Consider the following 22,474-nt stretch of genomic DNA (forward strand, 5'->3'; position numbering starts at 1 on the left):
CTTAACGGCCTGCCGGAGCCTGCTGGTTGCCCTGCTGCTGCTGCTGACGCTGCTGGATCATCTGCGCCGTCATCAGGCGCTGCTGGATGTCCTGATAAAGCTGCACCGCTTCGCGGCTCGGCTGCCAGTCGGCAGGCGGCACGATCCCGACATTGGGAACCTTGGTGTTCAGCGCCGTGGTCACCTGCTGGGTAACATCGGCCTCGGGCGCGGCAAACAGCAGCGAGCCGGGATCGACCACCAGCTTGATCTGCTGCTGGGTGGTTACGTCCTGCAAGGCCGCACCGTACTGCGTGATGATCTGTTCGATGGCGTAAACCCGCGCAGCGTCGATCTGGTTGCTGAGCTGCTGGATTTCCCCTTCAAGCGTCTGCAGCTTGGTGAAATCGGGCGAGTTCTGCTTGGCCGCGAGTTCGGCATCATCGACCTGCTTGTCACCATTGGTGTCGAAGGTCAGCAGCAGAGTCTGGCGCTCCTGAGCCTTGGTGCGGCGCAGTTCGTTCTGCTGGGCATAGGTGGTGTTGACCTGCTCATAGGCGGTCTGGAATGCGGTGGTGCCGATCACCGTGCGCGAGATATCCACGGTTGCGATGCGGCCTTCGACCTGAGCCTGCGCCGGAAGCGCCGCAAGGGCACACAGCGCAACACTGGCCGGGGCGAGAAGTCTGGAGAAGATAGTCATCAGAATTGGGTTCCTACGTTGAATGTGAAGATTCGCTCGTCATCGCCTTCAACCTTGCGGATGATCTGGGCGAAATCGATGCGGAAGGGGCCGAATGGAGAGTTCCAGTTGACCCCGATCCCGGCGGTGATCCGCGGGCTGGGCGAATTCCCCAGGAAGAATTCGCGCCGGTTGGTGTTCGGGAAGATCTGAGCGATATTGGGGTCGCCGTTGACATCGAACTCGGCCGTAGTCTGCACGGTGGTCGGCTGCCCCGTGTCGGGGTTCAGGATCGGCTGCCCATCAGGGCCGACGCCGGTGATGTAGAGCGGATTACCGCTCGCATCGACAACCGGAATGCCTGAAGTATTGTCGAACAGCAGCGGTGTCTCGACGCCCCACAGGGCGCCGATATCGGCCCATATCGACGGCCTCAGACCAAGTTCGCGCGCGCCGGTACCCAGCGGGATTTCAAGCTCTGCCCGGCCGAGGTAGTAATTGCGCCCGCCGATCGCGTCATCGCGGGTCTGCTGGCGCGCCAGATTGTAGGTCGGGTTGCCGTTATCATCGAGGATCGGGCGGTTGTTTTCGTCAAGCAGCGAGAACCGGGTCAGCACGCGCGGCCCCACACCGCGGATCGCAAAGCCGCGGAATTGTGGTTCACCAAGGAAAAAGCGATCGGTCAGCAGGATGTCGTCAACCCCGGCGCCGGTGCGCTCCTGCAGCGGGATGATCGTGCCGCCCTCGGCCAGGATCGAGAAGATGAAACCGCTGTTGCCGACGTTCCAGAACTGCTGGCCGCGCCCGCGGAAACGCACGTAGCGCACATCGCCGCCGAGCCCGGCGAACTCGGCCGAAAGCGACACTGTCTTGCCGCGCGTCGGACGGATGCGCGAGTTCAAGGAGTTGTAATTGAGGCTAAGGCCAAGGATCGAGCTCAGCCGCGTTCCCAGCGCATCGCACAGGAAGCGGCCGGCACGCTGCGGGTCGCATTCGCGCACCCCGTCGCCATCGAGGTCGGAGAAGAACTGGTTCTCGTCGAGTGTCACGTCCTCGTAGTTGAGGGTGTAGCTGCCGATCAGCGACATGAACTCGGTCAGCGGCACACCGGCGCGCATCGAGAAACCGGTGGTCGACTGCCGGAACGTGGTGTTGCGATCGCGGTTGGTGAAGTTGAAGCTGTTGAAATCGCGGCGGTAGATATCGACCCCTGCCGAGATGTTGCGATCCAGCAGGTAAGGTTCCGAAAAGCTCACCTGCGCCGAGCGCGAGAACTGCGAATAGTTGACGCTGAGGCCGACCGTTTGTCCGCGTCCGCGGAAGTTGCGCTGACGAATGGAGCCGGCCAGAATGAACTGCTCGATCGAGGAGAACCCCGCCGAGAACTGCAATTCGCCGGTCGGACGTTCTTCGATATTGGCTTCGAGGATGATCCGGTCGGGCGCGCTGCCTTCAACCTGCGTGACCTCGAAGTTTTCCTGGAAATAGCCCAGCGAGTTAATGCGCGCGGTGGTGCGCTGCACGCCGAGCGAATTGAACGCATCGCCTTCCGCAAGACGGAACTCGCGGCGGATCACCTTGTCCTGCGTCAGCGTGTTGCCGTTGATGTCGACCCGCTCGACATAGACGCGCGGGGCCTCGCGAAGGATGAACGTGATGTCCATCGTGAGATCTTCGGGATTGCTCTTGAAGCGCGGCTGCACGTCGGCGAAAGCATAACCGAACCGGCCTGCCAGTTCGGTCAGTTGCTCGACTGTGTCCTCGACAATTTTGGCGTTGTAGAAGTCGCCCGACTGCATCGGCAGGTTGCCGCTCATGGCATCGCTGTCGAAATCGCGCAGCTGGCTGTCGACCTTGACCTCGCCGAACTTGTAGCGCTCACCCTCTTCCACCACGTAAGTGATGATGAAGTCCTTCTGGTCCGGCGTCAGCTCGGCCACCGCCGACACGACCCGGAAATCGGCATAGCCTTCGGTCAGGTAGAACTGGCGCAGCTTCTGCTGGTCGAACGCGAGACGATCGGGATCGTAGCTGGTGTTCGAGCTGAAGAAGCTGGTGAGCCGAGCCTGCTTGGTCACCATCTCGCCGCGCAGGTCGCCGTCGGAGAATTTCTCGTTGCCGAGGATGTTGATCTGGCGAACCTTCGACTTCGGCCCTTCGCTGATCTCGAACACGATATCGACGCGGTTCTGCGGCAGCTGCACCATCTTGGGCTCTACCTGCGCGGCGAAGCGGCCCTGACGCTTGTACAGCTCGATGATGCGGGCAACGTCGGCGCGCACCTTCGACCGGGTAAAGATCTGGCGCGGCGACAGCTTGATTTCCGGCAGGATCTTGTCGTTCTTGAGCCGATCATTGCCTTCCAGCACGATGCGGTTGATCACCGGATTTTCCGTCACGTTGATAACGACGTTGCCGTTGTCATTGCGGATCGAGAAATTGGCGAACAGTTCGGTCGCGCCGAGATCCTTCAGCGCCTCGTCAGCGGCGGCCGAGGTGTATTGCTGTCCGACCCGCAGGCGGATGTAGCTGAGAATTGTGGTCGGCTCGAGCCGTTCGGCCCCGACCACGCTGATCGTGCGGATCGTGTCGGTCTGCGGCGCGGGAGCGGGAGTAGGCGCTGGTGCAGGCGTATCTGCAGGTTGGGCTGCGCCCTGCGTCTGCGCCATCGCAACACCCGGAACGCCGGCCAGGATCGAGCCGCAACACAGCAGCACTGCCAGCCGCCCGATCGGGGACGGATTGCCGGAAAACTGGGCAGGACGATAGCCATCCATGCTTGTGACAGGCCCGCAGCCCATCGCGCTCATTCGGTTCATGCAGCTAAAGTCCCGTTCAACCCGTATGTCACTCGCCCCCGCGACTTTGGGCGCTTCTGATGGATGCCGCACGCAGCGGCCCAGCCCTCACGCGCCAAGCCTCTGCCCGATGTGCCCCGCGCAATCAAGCCGCGAGGCTGAGCATTGCGCACCCTGCCGCCCGCTTTCCACGGCAAACCGACCGGCTGCATTCCTGCCTCGTCAGCTGCCGAACAGCGGGAGCGAGAAAAGATCATTCACCGTCACCACCACCATCAGCGTCAGCACCAGCGCAATTCCGGTGCGGTAGGCCCATTCGGTCGCCCGCGGTCCCACCGGCTTCCGGCGGATCGCCTCGGCCGCGTAGAACATCAGGTGCCCGCCATCGAGCGCGGGGATTGGCAAGAAGTTGATGAATGCCAAATTAAGCGAGATCAGCGCGGCGAAATTGATGAACGCCACCCAGCCCAGGCTCATCTGCTCGCCCGAATATTTCGCGATCTTGAGCGGGCCGCCCAACTCCTTGAACGAACGGTCGCCGACCACGATCTGCTTGATGCCGGTGACCATCATGCCCATCATGTCCCAGCTCTGCTTCGCCGCCAGCGGCACCGCTTCGAACACGCTGACCTGTTCGAACACATAACGGCCACCTGCCGCAGCGACGCCGATCTGGCCGATCGCGCTTTCGTTGCCGAAATTGTCGGTTTGCACCACGCGCGCGGTCGTGAGCGGATAATCGATCCGCTCGCCGGCACGTTCGACGGTAATTACCATGTCCTTGCCGGGGTGGAGGCCCACTGCGGTGCGCAGCTGGTCGAATTCGGTGATCGGCTCGCCGTCGACGGCGATGATGGTATCGCCGACGCGTATCCCCGCATCGCGGGCGACGCTCGCTTCGGCAAAGCCGCCGATCTGGCGCGAATCCTCGACCCCGTCGATCACCGGCTTGCCGAGCACGGCGTAAAATGCGGCGAAGATGGCAATCGCCACCAGTAGATTGGTGACTGGCCCCGCCGCAACGATCAGCGCGCGTTTCCATAGGGCCGCGTGCTGGAAACTGCCCTCCTCGCGCGGGGCGTTGGCATCGGGAACGCTGGCGGGGTTCATATCGCCCTTGAACTGAACGTAGCCGCCCAGCGGCAGCGCCGAGAGTTTCCAGCGGGTGCCGCGTTTGTCTGTAAACCCGGCAATTTCCTTGCCGAAGCCGACCGAAAACGCCTCGGCCTTCACTCCGAAGAACCGGCCCACCAGCAGGTGACCGAGTTCGTGCAGGGTGATGAGCGGGCCGAGCAGCAGCAGAAAGCCGGCGACGTACATCCAGAACGGAGGGGATTCAAACAAGGGCGGAGGTCTCCACGATTTCGGCAGCGCGGGCGCGCGCATCCCGGTCCAGCGCCAGAACGTCTTCGAGCGTCTGCGGCGCAGCAGCGCTCATCCGATGGAGCGCCTCCTCCACCACTGCGGCAATGCGTGTGAACCTCAAATGACCGGCGAGGAAGGCCGCAACAGCAACTTCGTTGGCGGCGTTGAGAATCGCAGGCGCACCGCCGCCTGCCGCAATCGCCTCGCGCGCCAGCCGGGTCGCGGGGAACAACGCCTCGTTGGTCGGCTCGAAGGTCAGTTGCCCGATGGCAGCCAGATCGAGCGGCGCGAGCGGCGTTTCCATCCGCCGCGGCCAGGCGAGGCACGAGGCAATCGGCACGCGCATATCGGACGGACCAAGCTGCGCAAGCGTCGACCGGTCACGGAATTCGACCATCGAATGGATCACGCTTTGCGGGTGCACCACGATGGCAAGCCGGTCCAGCCCGACCGGGAACAGGTGATAGGCCTCGATATATTCGAGCCCCTTGTTCATCATCGTGGCCGAATCGACGCTGATCTTGGCGCCCATCGACCAGTTGGGATGGGCCACGGCTTCAGCCGGAGTAGCCGCCGCCAGCCGCTCGGCGCTCCAGGTGCGCAACGGCCCTCCGCTTGCAGTAAGCGTTATGCGCGCCACGTCCTCGATCCGGTTTCCGGCGAGGCATTGAAAGATAGCGTTGTGTTCGCTGTCGGTCGGCAGCAGCGTCGCGCCATGCTTCGTCACCGCCTGCATCAGCACTTCGCCAGCGGAAACCAGCGCTTCCTTGTTGGCGAGTGCGATGGTGCCGCCGCGCTCGACTGCGGACATCACCGGCCCCAGCCCCGCGCAGCCGACAATCGCCGCCACTGTCATGTCCACCGGCCGCGCTGCCGCCTCGCACAGCGCCTGCTTGCCGCCGGACGCCTCGATCCCGCTATTGCCCAGGGCTGCGCGCAGTTCGGGCAGGCACGCCTCGTCACCAACGACCGCGAGCTTTGCGTTGAATTCGATCGCCAGCGCCGCCAGTTCAGCGGCGCTGCAATGGGCGGTCAGCGCCTCGATTTGCCATTCGTCGGGATTGCGCCGCACCAGATCGAGCGTCGATGCGCCGATCGATCCGGTGGCGCCAAGCAGGGTAAGCGAACGCGTCATCCCGCCACTATCCCAGCAAAGTGGGCACGACTGCAAACACAAACAGCACAAAGAACACCGCAAGGAACCCGTCGAGCCGGTCGAACAGCCCGCCATGACCCGGAATGAGGTTGCTTGAATCCTTCATGCCCGCGCGGCGTTTCATCCAGCTTTCGAAGAAATCGCCGGTTTGCGCCATCACCGCGATCAGCCCGCCCGCTGCCAGCGCGAGTGCCAGGCTGACAGTATCGTAGCCCGGGGATGCTGCAGCCGGGCCGAAATCGGCAAGCTCATTGCCCAGCGCCACCAGCCCCGCCGCCAGCGCCCCGCCGCCCAATCCGGCCCAGGTCTTCGACGGGCTGATACGCGGCGCGATCTTGGGGCCGCCAATCGCGCGCCCGGCAAAATACGCCCCGGCATCGACCGCGATGATCGGCAGGATGTAGCCGATCAGCACCTCGACCGGAGCATAGCCGAGGCTCTGCCCGTTCACCGGCAGAAATCCCGCGCCGTTGCGCAGCGCCATCATCGCCAGCGCCGCACCGCCGATATAGACCACGCCGCCGAAGAACCACGCTGCCTCGGTAAAATTGGAGGCTCCGAAACGGCTGACCAACCGGTTCCATTCCCACAGGATACCGAGCGCCAGCAGCGCGACAAAGCCGGTCCAGAACCATCCGCCCAGCCACAATGCCCCGCCAGCGATCACCAGCATGACAATCGCCGAGGCGAGGCGCACCGGCAGATCGGAAACCCCGGCGCGCGGATCGCGCACCCGCACGCTATCGTCCGCCATATCGCCGCTCCCTGCGGGCAAAATCATCAAGGGCCTGGGCGAGGTGCGCAGGCTCGAAATCGGGCCACAGCGTGTCCACGAACAGCATCTCGGCATAGGCCGATTGCCACAGCAGGAAGTTTGACAGGCGAATTTCGCCGCTGGTGCGGATCAACAGATCGAGCGGCGGCAGGTCTGCGGTGTCGAGCTGCGCGGCAAGGCTTTCGATCGTCACCTCGCCTGCGGCCGCCGCCTTGGCCGCAGCACGGGCGATCTCGTGCTGCCCGCCATAATTGAGCGCCACCGCCAGCGTCTGCTGGCCGTTCGCGGTCTGCGCCAACGCATCTTCCAGCATGGCGACGATATCGGGCGCGAGCGATTGCCAGTCACCGATGATCTTCAATTTGACGTTGTTGGCGACGAATTCGGGCAGGTCGGATTTGATGAACCTGCGCATCAGGTTCATCAGATCGTCGACCTCGTCCTCCGAACGCTTCCAGTTTTCCGACGAGAAGGCGTAGAGCGTCAGGCATTCGAGCCCCATCGGCTCCAGCCCGCGCACCAGCCGCCGCACCGCCTCCACCCCGCGCTGATGACCGATCGCGCGCGGCAACCCGCGTCTCTTGGCCCAGCGGCCATTGCCATCCATGATGATGGCGACATGTCTGGCGCGTGCCTCAGCTACCTCGCCCATAGTCCCCATCCGTTCGGGCTGAGCCTGTCGAAGCCCTGTTCTTCTTGTTCAAATCAGGCTCCCAAGAGAAGTGCAGCCCTTCGACAAGCTCAGGGCGAACGGTGAAACTAGACCAGAAAACTCACTGCGTCAGGATTTCCTGTTCCTTCTTCGCCGCTGCCTCATCGGTTTCGGCCACATACTTGTCGGTCAGCTTCTGGACCTCATCCTCGGACCGCTTGCGGTCGTCTTCGGAGATTTCCTTCTTCTTCTCGTCGGTCTTCAGGCTTTCCATCGCGTCGCGGCGCACGTTGCGGATCGCGATCTTGGCCTTTTCGGCATATTGCCCTGCAAGCTTGGCCAGTTCCTTGCGTCGTTCCTGCGTCAGATCGGGGATCGGCAGGCGCAGCGTCTGACCGTCGATGATCGGATTGAGGCCGAGATTGGCGTGGGCAATGCCCTTTTCCACCGGGGTCATGTTCGATTTATCCCACACCTGCACGCTCAGCATGCGCGGTTCGGGCGCGGAAACGGTTGCCACCTGGTTGAGCGGCATCATCGCGCCATAAACCTCGACCACCACCGGATCGAGCAGCGTGGTGTTGGCACGGCCGGTGCGCAGGCCTTGCAGATCGCTCTTGAGCGCATCGACGGCGCCCTTCATGCGGCGCTCGATATCGGCCTTGTCATATTGCGGCATGCTTCGGGCTTCCTTCTTCTTGTCTCAGCTGTCTTGCACAATGGTCTGCACGCCCTCGCCAGCGAGAACGCGGGCAAGGTTGCCTTTCTCGCGGATCGAGAAGACCACGATCGGGATCTGGTTGTCGCGGCACAGCGCCACGGCAGAGGCGTCCATCACCTTGAGGTTATCCGCCAGCACCCGGTCATAGGTGACGGCATCGAAACGTACGGCATCGGGGTTATGCTTGGGGTCGCTGTCATACACCCCGTCGACGCTGGTGCCCTTGAGCAAGGCATCGCACTTCATTTCCGCCGCGCGCAAGGCTGCGCCGCTGTCGGTGGTGAAATACGGCGCGCCGACACCGGCGGCAAAGATCACCACGCGGCCTTTTTCCAGATGGCGTTCGGCGCGGCGGCGGATCACCGGCTCGCACACCTTGTCCATCTCGATCGCCGATTGAACGCGGGTCTGGACACCGATCTGTTCGAGCGCGTTCTGCATCGCGAGCGCGTTCATTACCGTCGCCAGCATGCCCATGTAATCGGCCTGCGCGCGGTCCATCCCCTGCGCTGCGCCCGCCATCCCGCGAAAAATATTGCCGCCGCCGATCACCAGACAGATTTCGAGCCCGGTATCCTTGGCCGCCTTCACTTCCTTGGCGAGTTCGGCGACGAAGGCCGGGTCGATCCCGAACTGCTGTCCGCCCATCAGCACTTCGCCCGAAAGTTTGAGCAGCACGCGCTTGATTGTGGGGAGAGACATACTGACAACAGGCTCCGGGTGAATTCAGGGTGGCCGCACTTAACGGGCAATGCGACAATTCGCAAAGGGAAAGGCCCGGCTAATCCGTGTGCGCAGGCTCCGCAAGCGTGTGGAGAAGGCCTTGGGTAAACCCGCGCGGCGCAACCGAGAGGTGATCCTCGTCCGCCAGTTCATCCGCACGCAACCGCAAGCCTTGATCAGCGCGCTCACGCAGCAGCGCTGCAAAGGCCCGGTTGTCGGCCACCATGTCGACTTCCTGCTGGTAACGCGGATCACCGATGCGCTGAGCCTCGTATTCGCCGACATAGAGATACACATCCGCGTCGATGGTGCACAGCTTGTCGAGCAGCGCGGGAGCCTGCTTCAATAGATATTTGCGATCATACCAAAGCGACGGGCTACCAAGCACATACCCGCTGAACATGGTCGGTTCTGTCATCAGGATCTGCGCGCCGAGCAGCCCGCCGTAGGAATGGCCGACAAACACCCGCCGACCCGGAGCGATGCTATAGCGGGCCTCGACAAACGGTATCACGGAATCGCGCAGATAATTGCGGTAGCGCAGTGATTCTCCGTGGCGCGATCCTACAGGCGCATTCGACGACCCCTTGATGGTCGGCGTATAGTCGCGCCGCCTGCTCGCCATCGGATCCTCGCCTTTGCCATAGGAAAGGCCGACGAGAATGAACTCTTCGATCCGCGGGCCAGCGCCGTTCATCCGGCGGCCGATTACGCGCAGCAAGGGAAAGCCATAATCGGCGTCGGTGACATAGACGACCGGATAGGTGCGCGCAGGTTCCTCACCGTAGCTTGGTGGCAGGCTGACGAAGGCCTGGTAGGCAATGCCGCTGTCAGAATCGGGGATGTCAAACACCTGCGATCCAAGCAGTTCGTAGGGCTCTCCCCCGCCGCGCTGGCTCGGCACGGTGGCGGTACCTGCTTTTGTGATCGGCGCAACGGAACACACTGTCAGCAGCGCCGCACCGACCAGTGCGATCTTTGTAAACTTCATGATGCCCCCCAAGCGAATGATGGCGGGGATGCGCGGGCTGTTCGCCCAAAAGCAATGGGCCGGGTGGTCGCTACCACCCGGCCCGTGCATTTTTTCCGACTATTCGGGTGGATTAGCCCGCAACAGCAGCGGCCACTTCAGCGGCGAAATCGGTTTCTTCCTTCTCGATGCCTTCGCCGAGCTGGAAGCGGGCATAGTCCTTGAGCACGATTGCCGTGCCCGCAGCCTTGCCGGCCTGCGCGACCAGATCGGCGATCACGGTCTTGTTGTCCATCACGAAAATCTGGCTGAGCAGCGCATTTTCCTTGGCGAACTTCTTGACCGCGCCGTCGACCATCTTGGCCTGCACATCTTCGGGCTTGCCGGTTTCGGCGGCCTTTTCGGCAGCGATCTTGCGCTCGCGCTCGATCACTTCGGCATCGAGGCCGTCGGCGTCGAGCGCCATCGGGAAGGCGGCAGCGGCGTGCATCGCAAGCTGCTTGCCCAGCGGTTCGAGCACGTCGGCGCCCGCTTCGCTTTCCAGACCGATCAGCACGCCGATCTTGCCGAGACCTTCGGCAGCGGCGGTGTGCATGTAGGACACGACCATGCCCTTATCGACCGCAACCGTCTTGATCCGGCGGATCTGCTGGTTTTCGCCGATGGTGGCGACATTGTCGGTCAGCTTGTCGGCAACAGTGCCGCCGCCGGGATATGCTGCAGCCTTCAGCGCTTCGACATCGTCATTGCCGAGGTCGAGGGCGACTGCCGTGACATTGCGCACGAATTCCTGGAACTTGTCGTTCTTGGCGACGAAATCGGTTTCCGAGTTCACTTCGACCGCGACGCCGCGGGTGCCTGAAACGGCGACGCCGACAAGACCTTCGGCCGCGGTGCGGCTGGACTTCTTCTGGGCGGTGGCGAGGCCCTTGGCACGCAGCGCGTCAACCGCAGCTTCGATGTCGCCACCCGCTTCGGTCAGCGCCTTCTTGGCGTCCATCATGCCAGCGCCGGTGCGCTCGCGCAGTTTCTTCACATCGGCGACGGAGAAATCGGCCATGGGAAATTCCTTTTCATTCTGTTTCAAGGGCGCCCGGCCCTGCCGCTACCGTTACAGGTGGGCAATGCCGGGCGCGCTATAGAGGGATTGTGACGGGGGGTTGACGCGTGCGCCATAAAAGACGCGCGCTGCCACCCGCAGGATCAGGCGTCCGCAGCTTCGCTTGCGCTGGCTTCGGCGGCCGGTTCTTCGGCAGCCGGAGCTTCGGCCGGGGGCTCGTCCATCGCGCCGAAATCGCTCGACACGTCGGACTGGAACTTGCCCTTGCCCGCCAGCGCGGCATCGCCGATCGCCTGACAGTAGAGCCGCACCGCACGCGCCGCATCGTCATTGCCCGGAACCGGGAAGGCGATGTGCGACGGATCGACATTGGTATCGAGGATCCCGATCACCGGAATGCCGAGCACGGCGGCTTCCTTGATCGCGAGATCTTCCTTGTTGGCGTCGATCACGAACATCACGTCCGGAATGCCGCCCATGTCGCGGATGCCGCCGAGCGACATTTCCAGCTTCTCGCGCTCACGCGTGAGCTGCAGGACTTCCTTCTTGGTGAGACCCGAGGTGTCGCCCGAAAGCATTTCCTCGAGGCTCTTCAAGCGGCGGATCGAACCCGAGATGGTCTTCCAGTTGGTGAGCATGCCGCCCAGCCAGCGGTGGTTGACGAAATGCTGGCCCGAAGCGCGCGCGGCTTCCGCGATCGGCTCCTGCGCCTGACGCTTGGTGCCGACGAACAGCACCTTGCCGCCCGAACGCACGGTCGATTCGACGAAGTCGAGCGCACGCGCGAACAGCGGCACGGTCTGCGACAGGTCGATGATGTGAACACCGTTGCGCGCGCCGAAAATATACGGCTTCATGCGCGGGTTCCAGCGGTGGGTCTGGTGGCCGAAGTGAGCGCCGGCCTCGATCAATTGCTGCATCGTGACGACAGGTGCCGCCATAGGTAATTCCTTTCCGGTTGTTCCTCTGGAAGGCTGGAACCGCGCTGCGGAGATCCCGCAAACGGCACCGGTATGTGCGCCTTCCATGTGAATTTGCCCCGGGACAGGCCGTATGCCGATCCTGAAGCGTGCGCGCCCTTAGCGCTGCGGGACCGCAAAATCCAGCCCTGAATTCGCAGCACTCAGGCAAATTCACTCAGCAGCGCTGCGAAAGCTGCTTGACAGGATGGAACAGGTGGGGAACAAGAGGTTTAGAACAAAGAACGAACGCCTGATCGAGAAGGAACCGGCCATGCTTGCTCTTGCCATCAACCTGCTGTTTGCGATCGCCGCCGTGGCTGCGATGCTCAGCCTGGTCGACAGCGCCATGAAGGCGCGCCGGGCCTATGCCATGCTGATGCGCGAACGTGCGCTGATGGGCGCAGGCTTCGTAATGCAGGTCGATCCGCACGAAGTGCGGCTGCGGGCTGCGGCGCGCCATTCGGGCACGGCTATGATGCCGCGCCGGTCGTCGATGCAGAGGCCGCAACCAGCTCTTGCGCGCGGCGCCGCTTGATCCGGCCGTATTTGACGAGGCCGTAGGGCATCAAGCCAAGATAGACGATGCAGATCGTCGCCAGCGTCCACCACGGTTCCAGCAGCAAGGCGGCAAAAGCGACGGCGATGAAGGCGATCAGCCACAGCCGGATCGCCTTGCGCGGACGCAGCGAGCCCCAGCTCAAGGTGGCCATATTGGAAATCATCAGCACTGCGATGACGGTGAGCCACAGTGCCATGATCACCGGATTGCGGAAGAACTCCAGCCCGGTCTCGTTCCACAGATAGAACGGCGTGAACGCCAGCGCCGCGCCCACCGGGGCGGGTACGCCGGTCAGGAAACCGGCGGATTTGTGCGGTTGTTCATCAACGTCGATCCGCGCGTTGAAGCGCGCCAGCCGCAGCGCGCAGCAGATCGCAAAGGCCAGCGCAGCCAACCAGCCAAAGCTCGGCCAGGCGTGCAGCGACCACATGTACAGGATCAGCGCTGGCGCTACCCCGAATGACAGCGAATCCGCCAGGCTGTCCAGCTCCGCGCCGAACCGCGACTGGGCGTTGAGCAATCGCGCGACCCTTCCGTCGATCCCGTCGAGCACACCCGCCAGCACCACCAGAATGACCGCAAACGACCATTCGCCTTCGGTCGCGAACCGGATCCCGGTCAACCCCGAACACAGCGCCGCCGCGGTGACGGCATTGGGCAGCATCGCCCGCAGCGAAAGACCGCCGCCATCCCGCACTTCGCCCACGTCCTCGTCCTCGGCTGCCTTGGGGCCGACCCGCGCCGGAAAGAACGATCCGCGCCGCAATTTCGGAGGGCGGCTCATGATCGCCCCTGCCCGCGCTTCGCTTCGATAATTCGCGTCGTCGCAGTCACTGCGCAATTCCTTCAATCAATCCGCTATGGCCGACTTCCGCCAGCACAGTTTCGCCGGCGATCACCGTCTGGCCGATCATCACCCGCGGATCCGTCCCCGCCGGCAGATAGACATCGACCCGGCTACCGAACCGGATAAGCCCGACGCGCTGCCCCTTGGCGACCATGTCACCCGGCTTGACGAACGGCACGATCCGCCGCGCCACCAATCCTGCAATCTGCGTGAAGCCGAGCTTCAACCCGTCACCGCGCTCGATCAGGATGTGCTGACGTTCGTTTTCGTCGCTCGCCTTGTCGAGTTCGCTGTTGATGAACTTGCCGGGAATATAGACCACCCGCCGCACCGTTCCGCCCACCGGGGCGCGATTGATGTGAACATCGAAGACGGTCATGAAGATCGAAACCCGCGTCACCGCCCCGCGCGCCAGCCCCGCATGGCCCGAACCATCGTCGATCTGCAGTTCCAATGGCGGCTCGACCTCGGCAATCAGCGTCACCAGCCCATCGGCAGGCGATATGATCGCCGCTTCGGCCTGCGGCACCACCCGTTCGGGGTCGCGGAAGAACGCGAACACCCCGATCGACAGCAGCATCAGCGGCCAGCCGATAATCTCCCAATCGAGCGCCAGCAGGAAGAAAAGGCTGGTCGCAACCGCGATCAACCCGAATTTCCGGCCTTCGGGATGGATCGCGGGCCAGTTCCAGCCCGCATCGCCGCGGCCTTTGTTATCGAGGATTTCGCCTGCCATCGGATCGCTTGTAGGGAGAGCGGCGCGCAGCCGCAAGCAAGTCGGCCCTAACCTATTTTGCGCACGAACACCGTACCCGCCGAATAGCCCGCGCCGAAGCTGCAGATAAGGCCGGTGTCACCCGCCGCCAGATCATCGCGGTGCTGATGGAAGGCAATGATCGAACCGGCGCTCGAGGTATTGCCATAGGTGTCGAGCACCGTGGGGCTTTCGTCCTCGTTCGCCTCATGCCCCAGCACCTTGTGCGCGATCAGACGGTTCATCCCCGCATTGGCCTGATGCAGCCACAACCGCCGCAAGGTCTGCGGGTCGATCCCCAGCCGCTTGGCTTCATCAAGGATCATCTGCGCCACCATCGGCACGACTTCCTTGAACACCTTGCGCCCTTCCTGAACGAACAGCTTGTCGGGCGTGCCCTCGGTTTCGGGCGTCGCGCGGTTGAGGAAGCCGAAATTGTTGCGGATATTGTTGGAGAACACCGTCTTCAGCTTGGTGCCCAGAATGTCCCAGTGCGCCGACGGAGCAATTGCGGCGTCTTCCACCAGTACCGCGGTTGCCACATCGCCGAAGATGAAGTGGCTGTCGCGGTCGCGCCAGTTCAGATGGCCCGAGGTGATTTCGGGGCTGACCACCAGCACCGACCGCGCGTTGCCTGCGCGGATATAATCGGCGGCGGTCTGGATCCCGAAAGTGGCTGAAGAACATGCCACGTTCATGTCGAAGCCGAAGCCGTCGATCCCCAGCGCCTGCTGGATTTCGATCGCCATCGCGGGATAGGCGCGCTGCATGTTCGACGCCGCGCACAGCACCGCATCGACATCCTGCGGCGAACGACCGGCGCGCTCCAGCGCCTGCCGCGCCGCTGCTACACCGATTTCGGCCATGATCGACAATTCGTCATTGCCCCGCTCGGGCAGGCGCGGACACATGGTGCCCGGATCGAGGATCGGCGCCTTGCTCATCACGTGGCGCGATTTGATCCCGCTCGCCTTCTCGATGAATTCGACCGAGGAATAGGGCAGCGGCTCGGCCTCGCCCGCGGCGATCGCTTCGGCATGCGCGGCGTTGTGACGGTCGGCAAAGGCGTTGAAGCTGGACACCAGTTCGGCGTTGCTGATCGATTCGGCGGGCGTGAACAGGCCGGTGGCCGAAATCACGGGGCGGCCGGTCAAAGCGATGGGGCTGGGTTGCGATTCCTGCATGGGTCTTTCTCGCATAGGGAGCGCGCGGCCTTAAAGCGCGGCCCTGTCGCCTGCAAGGCCTGCGCTGCCCAGCCAATAGCACATCATGCCCCGGCAGCCTCCGCTTCCGCATTTTCCAGCACGTCCGCGAGCAGGGGATTGGGGAATGTGCGGCGGATCGTCACCGCGCAGAATATCTCGGTGATGTCCGGCAACTGGAACAGTTCGTACAACGCGCCTGAGGCCAGTTCGTCCTGCACCACGATCGGCGGAATCACCGCCACGCCTGAATCGCTGCGCGCCAGCAAGCGCAGCATCGCCATGTCGTCCGCCTCGGCAGCGATGCGCGGGACGATGCCCATGCGCTCGGTCAGCGCATCGAAGCCCGCCCGCAGCGCGGTTTCCGGAGTCGGCAGGATCAGCGGCGCCGCCGCCAGCAGTTTCGGCAGGCCTTGCGCGGCCAGCGCCAGCCGCGACCGCCCACCCACAAGGCTGACCGGTTGCTCGGCCAGCCGCCGCACGAGATAGGGGCTCGCCGCGTCGCGCGCGGGCACCATGTTGGTCAGCAGCACGTCGATCGTCATCGCTTCGAGCGCCCGCAGCAGGCTCGCCTGCGTGCCCGAGCGCATCACCACCTCCACATCCTCGCGCCCGATCAGCGGCTGGACGAAGCCGAGCTGGAAGTTGCGCGACAATGTCGCCAGCGCGCCGATGCGCAGCACCTTGCGCTGCTGACCGACCGCGCGGAAGGTGGCGGTGAGCTGTTCGGCGGTGCGGAAAATCTCGTCGGCATGGTCGAGCGCGATACGCCCCGCCTCGGTCAGCACCAGATTGCGCCCGCGCCGCTCGAACAGGTCATGACCGAGATCGGTCTCCAGCGCCTTGATCTGGGTAGAGACCGCGCTTTGCGAGATGTTGAGCGCCTTCGCCGCCGCAGTCAGCGTGCCTTCGCGCGCGGTGGCCCGGAACAGTCGCAGATGGTGAAGATTGAGGCTCGCCATAGTTCCAATATTCCGAACGATTACGCAGAAAATATGTATTTTATTTAATTCTGTCCAGCTTTTATCCGTCCGGCATCTGATCGCCGCTTCGCCGGAGTGCCGCCATGCAACTCGCCTTCGCCTTGTCCTTCCTCGCCCCGTTTGCCTTGCTGCCTGCCATCCTTGTCGCACTGGCGCGGCCCGGCAAGCGGCCCGGCAGCCTGCCGCAATGGGCGGAAATGTCGGCGGTCGCGGCATTCGCGCTGGCGCTCGCCGGGTTGGTGCAGACGGCCCTTGGCGCGGTGCCCGGTGTCGGCATTCTGGAAGGGGCTGCGCGGCTGGCACTGCGCGCCGATCTGGTCAGCACCGCGATGGCGACGCTGGTCGGCTTCATCGGCTGGATCGTGATGCGCTACAGCCGCACCTATCTGGACGGCGAGGCGCGCGAGGGTGCTTTTCACGCGCTGATGTTGACGACACTTGCCGCCGTTTTGGCCTTCGTGCAGGCGGGCACCCTTGCCGCCGCTATCCTTGCGGCTGTGGTCATCGGCATCGCCTTGAAGCGGCTGCTGTTGTTCTATCCCGAACGCGCCGAGGCGCGCCGCGCCGCGACCAAGTTCGCGGTGGTGTGGCATGGCGGCGATGCGATGCTGGTGCTGGCCGCCGGGCTGTTGTTCGCGACCTTCGGCACGCTGGAGTTTGCTGCGCTGGCAGAAGCTGCACGAACCGATGGTCTCGGCATCGGCGGCACGCTTGCGGTGGCCGGGCTGGTCGCCGCCGCCGCGCTCAAGACCGCGTCCTTCCCGCTGCATGGCTGGCTGACCGAGGTGATGGAAGCCCCCACCCCCGTCTCCGCGCTTCTCCACGCAGGGATCATCAATTCGGGCGGGGTGCTGCTGATCGCCAATGCCGAATTGGTGCAGTCGAGCCCCGGCGCGATGGCCGCGCTGGTCATGCTGGGCGGGCTGACCGCCGTGTTCGGCGCGGCGGTGATGCTGACCCAGAGTGCGGTCAAAACCGCGCTTGCCTGGTCGACGATTTCGCAGATGGGCTTCATGCTGCTGCAATGCGGGCTGGGGCTGTGGACGCTGGCGCTGCTGCACATCATCGCCCACTCGCTGTACAAGGCGCACGCCTTCCTGTCGTCGGGCGGAGCGGTGACCGAGGTCGCCAATATCCGCCGCCCTGGTCCCGTCGCCGTGCCGAGCGTGGCGGCGGTGCTGAAGTCCTTCGGCCTTGCGATCCTGCTCTATGCCGCCATCGCCGGGCTGTTCACCGCGATCTTCGGCCCCAAGAGCCCGCAGGCGCTGGCGCTGGGTACGATCCTGATCTTCGGTGTGGCCTATCTGGTGGCGCAGGGGCTTGCCGACCGCGCACCCGTCGCGCTGACCAAGCGTACCGCGATGGCTTCGCTTGCCACCGCGGTCGCCTATTTCGCCTTCCATGTATCGTCGCAGGCGATCTGGGGGCCGATCCTTCCCGCTGCGCCGGTTCCGGGCGATCTCGAATGGGCGCTGATCGTGCTGGGTGTCGCGACCTTCGGTCTGGTTGCCTTCGCGCAGGCCCTGTTCCCGTTGTGGGCGCACCACCCTTCGGCTGCCGGCCTCAGGGTTCACCTTACCAACGGGCTCTATCTCAACGCCCTGCTCGATCGCGCTATCGGGGGCTTCCGCACCACCCGCGCGCCGCGTTCCTGATCCTCCGCCACAGCTTTATTCGGAGACCGCCATGTTCATGAAGCACTCGCAGATCACCCCGGTCCGGCTCTCGGCCGTCCTCGAAGCGGCCGAGGCCGCCGCCCGCGCCATTCCGCCCGCCTTCCCGCTCGATGCGACCGTGGCGGTCAACCCTTTCCTCGGCCAGACGGGTGAGGATCTCGCCACCGCCGCTGCGCGGCTGGGCCGGGTCGCGGGCTGCCGCGTCACCCGCGAGGGCGCGGAGTATGCCGCCGCAATCCACGACGGGCGCATCACCGAAGATGACCTTGCCGAAGCTCTCGCCGCTTCGCCCTCGCCCTTGAGGCCCTATGACACCGCAGCCCTGCGCGATGTGGCCGAACACCTTGGCGAAAGACCCGCGCCGAGCGCGCTGCCCACGGTGGCCGATCTGGCTGCCGAGGCAACCGGGATCGATTGGCCCGCACTGATCGACAAGTGCATCGGTCTGTGGGCCGCCGGACAGTTCGATCGCGGACAGGCGCTGTGGTCGCCCGCACCGGGCAGCGGCGCTTTTGCTGCATGGCGCGCCTGGGCAATGCATGATCTCACACCCGAAATCGCCGGGCTCAAGGGCTTTTGCGCCCATGTCGCCGCCGCGCCCGACACCGCCGAACGCGCGATATTGTTCGCCGCCGAAGCGCTGGGCATCACCGATGCGGCCGCCGAAACCGCCTTCCACCGGCTGTTCATGAGCATGGGCGGCTGGTCGCAGCACGCCCGCTGGCTGCTGTGGCAGGCCGAACTGGCAGGCGAGACCGATCGCACCATGGCCGATCTGCTCGCCATCCGTCTGATCTGGGATGAAGCGCTGCTTGCCCATGCGCCGCAAGTCGCCGATCGTTGGGCGCAGGCCGTCGCCGCCCATGCCGAACCGGTTGCGCCGGGTCCGGATGATGTCGCGCTAGCGATCCTTCAGGATGCCGCTGATCGCGGCCACCAGCGCCGCCTCTCTGCAGCGCTCGACGGTGAAGCCCCGGCCGGCGAACGCCCCTTCCTGCAGGCCGCGTTCTGTATCGACGTGCGTTCCGAGGTGTTCCGCCGCGCGCTCGAAAGCGTCGATGCGGGGATCGCTACCGTCGGTTTCGCCGGCTTTTTCGGCCTGCCGCTATCGCACCACGCCCACGGCTCGGACATCCGCGAAGCGCGCCTTCCGGTGCTGCTGAATCCGGCGGTCGAAACCAGCAGCGCGGGCGATCCGGAGAAAGATCAGGCCACCCGCATCGCGGCGCGCACCACACGCGCGTGGGGCCGGTTCCGGCAGGCGGCGGTCTCCTCCTTTGCCTTTGTCGAGGCGGCAGGCCCGATCTACGCGGTCAAGCTGGTGAAGTCGGCGCTCGGCCTCGACGGCGCGCCCAAAACCGAACCCGCACCGCAAGTGGTCGGCGGCATGAGCGCCGAGGCCAAGGCCGATACCGGCGCGGCGGTGCTGAAGGCGATGAGCCTGACCAGCGGGCACGGCGAAATCGTGCTGCTGCTCGGCCATGGCGGCAACGTCACCAACAACCCGCACGAAAGCGCCTATCACTGCGGTGCCTGCGGCGGTTACACGGGCGAGGTCTCGGCCCGGCTGCTGGCAATCCTGCTCAACGATCCGGAAACCCGCAGCGGGCTCGCCGAGCGCGGCGTCACTGTGCCAGACGACACGCTGTTCGTTGCCGGCCTGCACGACACCACCACCGATGCGATCACCATCTATGAAGATGGCCTGCCCTCGTACCGCAGCGGCGATCTGGCCAAGGTGCGCCGCCAACTGGCGCAAGCAACCAGGCACGCAAGGGCCGAGCGCGCAGTGCGGCTGCCGGGTGCGCGCTGGAACAATATCGCCGCCCGCGCGGCCAACTGGGCCGAAATCCGCCCCGAATGGGGTCTTGCCGGATGCGCCGCCTTCATCGCCGCCCCGCGTGAGGCGACTGCGGGCCGCGATCTGGGCGGACGCGCCTTCCTGCATTCCTACGATTGGCGCGCGGACGAAGGCTTCGGTACGCTCGAACTCATCATCACCGCGCCGGTGGTGGTGGCGAGCTGGATTTCGCTCCAGTATTTCGGATCATCGGTCGCGCCAGCCACGTTCGGCGGCGGCAACAAGCTGATCCACAACGTCGTAGGCGGGATCGGTGTGATCGAAGGCAATGGCGGACGCCTGCGCGCCGGTCTGCCGTGGCAGGCGGTGCACGACGGAGACGCGCTCGCCCACGAACCGCTCCGCCTGTCGGTGATGATCGAGGCCCCGCGCGAAGAAATTCTCAAGGTGCTGGAACGCAACCCCTCAGTGCGCGATTTGTTCGACAACGGGTGGTTGCACCTGTTCGTGCTGAAGCAAGGGAAGATCGATGCGCGTTATCGTCCGGGCCTGAACTGGGCCGATGCCGCGCCGCAGACATTGGCTGCCTGACGGGTTCGCCCGCCAGCACCGCCGCCCGTTCCAGGGTCGCAACCCCCCGACAAGCACGCGGGGTGAGCGGGCGGCGGATTTCTTGCAGATTCGCTGCAATTTTGTGCGATTCTCGTGCGATTTCGTGCAAAGCGGCGACGGTCTCATCCCGCTCGCCGATGTTTCACGTGAAACTTTGAAAGGGAAAGTGGTGGACAGGGCTGGATTCGAACCAGCGTACGCTTGCGCGGGCAGATTTACAGTCTGCTGCCTTTAACCACTCGGCCACCTGTCCACACAGTCCCCTGGAAGGGGGGCATTCCCGAGCGCAGGTGCGCTGCGAATTTGCGCGAGTCCGATGGGCCTCGCTGCCGAGAGGCGCCCCTTTGGCGAAGCGGTGCTTGCCTGTCAATGGCCCTGCTGGCAGGGGGCGCGGTGCAAGGCATAGCCAAGGAGCAAAGATGGCCAAGGGTGAACGCAAGCGCGCATTGCGCGGACGCGCAGGGCGAATGAAGGGCGGGCGCGGTTCGGGCCAGGGCAGCACCGGACAGGTGCGCCTGTGGGGCCGCCATCCGGTGGAGGCCGCGCTGAAGAATCCGGAACGCCAGCACCGCAAGCTGTGGGCGACCCGCGAGGCGATCGACACCCTCGATGGTGAACTGCCGCCCGGTTTCCCGGTCGAATACGCCGATGTCGCCGATCTCGGGCGGCTGGTCGCCAGGGATGCGCCGCATCAGGGGCTGGTGCTGGAATGTTCGGCGCTGGAGGATGTGTTCCTCGATGAAATCGCGCTGGGCGAAGCCGCGCGCCCGATCGTGGTGCTCGATCAGGTGACCGATCCGCACAATGTGGGCGCAATCCTGCGTTCGGCCGCCGCGTTCAACGCCGCTGCAATCGTGACGCAGGACCGTCACGCCCCGCCCGAAAGCGGCACGCTGGCTAAATCGGCCTCGGGCGCGCTCGAGACGGTGCCGTGGGTGCGGGTGGTGAACCTCGCCCGAGCGCTGGAGGAACTGGCCGATGCCGGATACTGGCGGATCGGTCTGGCAGGCGAGGCCGAAGCGACGCTGGCCGATGTCATGCCAACCGGGCCACTGGTGATCGTGCTGGGGGCCGAAGGCGAAGGTTTGCGCCAGAATATCGCGGCCCATTGCGACGCGCTGGCACGGCTGCCGATATCCTCCGCAATCGAAAGCCTGAATGTTTCGAATGCGGCGGCAATTGCGCTATATGCCGCGGCGACCCGCAGCTGACGCGCGGGGCACGTCACGCATTCGGGGCCGGAAGGGGAACCGCCATGAACCACGCAATCACATTTCGCCTGCGCGCCGCCGCGCTGCTGACCGGCTTTGCGCTGCTTTTGTCGGGCTGCTTCATGTCGCCCGGCAAGTTCACATCGCAACTGCAACTGACCGGGCCGGACAGCTTCAGCTTCACCTATGATGGCGAGATATTCTTCCTCGGCCTGTCCAAGCTGGCGCAGATGGGCGCTGGGACGGAGGAAGCGTTCACGGCGGAATGCCAGGATTATGACACCTTCGAGGCCCGCGACTGCACCCCTGCCGAAGAAGCCGACCAGCGCGCCGCATGGGAGGCGGGCGCTGCCGAGCGCGCGGCCGAGCGGAAGAAGGAAGCCGAACAGATGGCGGCGGTGATGGGCGGGATCGACCCTTCCGACCCCAAGGCCGCCGAAGAACTGGTGCGGTTGCTGGAGCGGCAGCGAGGCTGGGAACGGGTCGTGCACAAGGGCGACGGCCTGTTCGATGTCACCTATGCGGTGAACGGCACGTTGAGCCACGACTTCATGTTCCCGAGCATCGAAGGCTTTCCTGCGACCAATCCCTTCGTCCAGATCTATCTGCGCGATGGCGGTCAGGTGCGGGTCAATGCTCCGGGATTCGCGGCCCAGAACGGCGAAAACCCGATGATGGGCGCAATGGGCGGCATGGGTTCGCTGGCCGGTCTGGCTGCGATGGGCGCATCGAATGACAGCGCAGACGGCGGCGCAGAGACGGCGCAGATCCCCGGCCTTCCGGTGATGGAGGGCACGTTTGTTGTCCGACTGGCGCCGGGCATGCGCATTCTTGCCAACAATACCGACGAAGGACCGAGCATGAATGCAGGGGGCGAAGTGCTGACGTGGAACATCTCGCCCCGCACCGCGCAGGCACCAACCGCGCTGGTGGCTACCGGCGGGTAGGTGCGGAACGCAGTGCGGCCACGAAAAACCCCGCGCGCC

The 22,474-nt window shown here is 64.5% G+C and carries 20 protein-coding genes and 1 tRNA gene; 5 read left to right on the plus strand and 16 right to left on the minus strand.

Annotation, left to right across the window (positions count from 1 at the left end; genetic code table 11):
• Position 1 precedes the first annotated feature (1 nt).
• The 11 genes from Q0L48_RS09420 to rpsB form a co-directional block, all read right to left on the minus strand.
• The gene (locus Q0L48_RS09420; RefSeq protein WP_296720099.1) at positions 2 to 682 is read right to left on the minus strand and encodes an OmpH family outer membrane protein; all 681 of its coding nucleotides are present in this window, start codon (positions 680 to 682) and stop codon (positions 2 to 4) included.
• Positions 682 to 3,438 (minus strand): outer membrane protein assembly factor BamA, encoded by a 2,757-nt coding sequence (gene bamA / locus Q0L48_RS09425; RefSeq protein ID WP_296720348.1) that lies wholly within the window; start codon positions 3,436 to 3,438, stop codon positions 682 to 684. Before bamA ends, Q0L48_RS09420 begins: the two co-directional genes overlap by 1 nt.
• A 243-nt stretch (positions 3,439 to 3,681) precedes the next feature.
• Positions 3,682 to 4,779: an RIP metalloprotease RseP gene (gene rseP / locus Q0L48_RS09430; protein ID WP_296720350.1), complete on the minus strand. Its 1,098-nt coding sequence runs from the start codon at positions 4,777 to 4,779 to the stop codon at positions 3,682 to 3,684.
• Positions 4,780 to 4,795: 16 nt separating this feature from the next.
• Positions 4,796 to 5,959, minus strand: coding sequence for a 1-deoxy-D-xylulose-5-phosphate reductoisomerase (dxr, locus tag Q0L48_RS09435; protein ID WP_296720102.1), 1,164 nt, complete (start codon positions 5,957 to 5,959; stop codon positions 4,796 to 4,798).
• 7 nt (positions 5,960 to 5,966) lie between these two features.
• The gene (locus tag Q0L48_RS09440; protein ID WP_296720107.1) at positions 5,967 to 6,734 is read right to left on the minus strand and encodes a phosphatidate cytidylyltransferase; all 768 of its coding nucleotides are present in this window, start codon (positions 6,732 to 6,734) and stop codon (positions 5,967 to 5,969) included.
• A complete protein-coding gene (gene uppS / locus Q0L48_RS09445) occupies positions 6,721 to 7,407 on the minus strand; it encodes a polyprenyl diphosphate synthase (protein WP_296720109.1) in 687 nt (228 codons plus the stop codon). The genes Q0L48_RS09440 and uppS overlap by 14 nt, the downstream gene beginning before the upstream one ends.
• Before the next feature lie 121 nt (positions 7,408 to 7,528).
• Complete coding sequence (frr, locus tag Q0L48_RS09450) at positions 7,529 to 8,086, minus strand: ribosome recycling factor (protein WP_296720112.1); 558 nt, start codon at positions 8,084 to 8,086, stop codon at positions 7,529 to 7,531.
• Positions 8,087 to 8,110: 24 nt separating this feature from the next.
• Positions 8,111 to 8,830 carry a UMP kinase gene (gene pyrH / locus Q0L48_RS09455; RefSeq protein WP_296720114.1) on the minus strand — a complete coding sequence of 240 codons (720 nt, stop codon included), beginning with the start codon at positions 8,828 to 8,830 and terminating at the stop codon, positions 8,111 to 8,113.
• 79 nt (positions 8,831 to 8,909) lie between these two features.
• Positions 8,910 to 9,842: an alpha/beta hydrolase-fold protein gene (locus tag Q0L48_RS09460; protein ID WP_296720117.1), complete on the minus strand. Its 933-nt coding sequence runs from the start codon at positions 9,840 to 9,842 to the stop codon at positions 8,910 to 8,912.
• A gap of 112 nt (positions 9,843 to 9,954) precedes the next feature.
• A complete protein-coding gene (tsf, locus tag Q0L48_RS09465) occupies positions 9,955 to 10,881 on the minus strand; it encodes a translation elongation factor Ts (RefSeq protein WP_296720119.1) in 927 nt (308 codons plus the stop codon).
• 143 nt (positions 10,882 to 11,024) lie between these two features.
• Positions 11,025 to 11,822, minus strand: coding sequence for a 30S ribosomal protein S2 (gene rpsB, locus Q0L48_RS09470; protein WP_296720122.1), 798 nt, complete (start codon positions 11,820 to 11,822; stop codon positions 11,025 to 11,027).
• Between the two features lie 292 nt (positions 11,823 to 12,114).
• On the opposite strand from rpsB, the gene Q0L48_RS09475 reads away from it, so the two are divergent.
• On the plus strand, positions 12,115 to 12,378 hold the full coding sequence (locus tag Q0L48_RS09475) for a hypothetical protein (RefSeq protein ID WP_296720127.1): 264 nt from the start codon (positions 12,115 to 12,117) through the stop codon (positions 12,376 to 12,378).
• Here the strand turns inward: Q0L48_RS09475 and pssA are convergent.
• The 4 genes from pssA to Q0L48_RS09495 form a co-directional block, all read right to left on the minus strand.
• The gene (pssA, locus tag Q0L48_RS09480; protein WP_296720129.1) at positions 12,314 to 13,186 is read right to left on the minus strand and encodes a CDP-diacylglycerol--serine O-phosphatidyltransferase; all 873 of its coding nucleotides are present in this window, start codon (positions 13,184 to 13,186) and stop codon (positions 12,314 to 12,316) included. The two genes, Q0L48_RS09475 and pssA, sit on opposite strands and share 65 nt — an antisense overlap.
• 46 nt (positions 13,187 to 13,232) lie before the next feature.
• On the minus strand, positions 13,233 to 13,985 hold the full coding sequence (locus Q0L48_RS09485; protein ID WP_296720133.1) for a phosphatidylserine decarboxylase: 753 nt from the start codon (positions 13,983 to 13,985) through the stop codon (positions 13,233 to 13,235).
• A 47-nt stretch (positions 13,986 to 14,032) separates the two neighbouring features.
• The gene (locus Q0L48_RS09490; RefSeq protein WP_296720136.1) at positions 14,033 to 15,187 is read right to left on the minus strand and encodes a beta-ketoacyl-ACP synthase III; all 1,155 of its coding nucleotides are present in this window, start codon (positions 15,185 to 15,187) and stop codon (positions 14,033 to 14,035) included.
• Positions 15,188 to 15,270: 83 nt separating this feature from the next.
• Positions 15,271 to 16,167 carry a LysR family transcriptional regulator gene (locus tag Q0L48_RS09495; RefSeq protein ID WP_296720138.1) on the minus strand — a complete coding sequence of 299 codons (897 nt, stop codon included), beginning with the start codon at positions 16,165 to 16,167 and terminating at the stop codon, positions 15,271 to 15,273.
• Positions 16,168 to 16,271: 104 nt separating this feature from the next.
• Between Q0L48_RS09495 and Q0L48_RS09500 the strand changes: the two genes are divergently transcribed.
• Both Q0L48_RS09500 and Q0L48_RS09505 read left to right on the plus strand, forming a co-directional pair.
• Complete coding sequence (locus Q0L48_RS09500) at positions 16,272 to 17,843, plus strand: proton-conducting transporter membrane subunit (RefSeq protein ID WP_296720141.1); 1,572 nt, start codon at positions 16,272 to 16,274, stop codon at positions 17,841 to 17,843.
• 31 nt (positions 17,844 to 17,874) lie between these two features.
• Positions 17,875 to 20,256: a YbcC family protein gene (locus Q0L48_RS09505; RefSeq protein ID WP_296720144.1), complete on the plus strand. Its 2,382-nt coding sequence runs from the start codon at positions 17,875 to 17,877 to the stop codon at positions 20,254 to 20,256.
• 188 nt (positions 20,257 to 20,444) lie between these two features.
• Here the strand turns inward: Q0L48_RS09505 and Q0L48_RS09510 are convergent.
• A tRNA-Tyr gene (locus tag Q0L48_RS09510) sits at positions 20,445 to 20,530 on the minus strand.
• A 166-nt stretch (positions 20,531 to 20,696) separates the two neighbouring features.
• Here Q0L48_RS09510 and rlmB point away from each other — a divergent pair.
• Together rlmB and Q0L48_RS09520 are read left to right on the plus strand one after the other, a co-directional pair.
• A complete protein-coding gene (gene rlmB / locus Q0L48_RS09515) occupies positions 20,697 to 21,488 on the plus strand; it encodes a 23S rRNA (guanosine(2251)-2'-O)-methyltransferase RlmB (protein ID WP_296720147.1) in 792 nt (263 codons plus the stop codon).
• 44 nt (positions 21,489 to 21,532) lie between these two features.
• Positions 21,533 to 22,435 carry a hypothetical protein gene (locus Q0L48_RS09520; RefSeq protein WP_296720150.1) on the plus strand — a complete coding sequence of 301 codons (903 nt, stop codon included), beginning with the start codon at positions 21,533 to 21,535 and terminating at the stop codon, positions 22,433 to 22,435.
• Positions 22,436 to 22,474 lie beyond the last annotated feature (39 nt).

The sequence above is a fragment of the Erythrobacter sp. genome, assembly GCF_024305245.1.
Lineage (GTDB): Bacteria > Pseudomonadota > Alphaproteobacteria > Sphingomonadales > Sphingomonadaceae > Erythrobacter.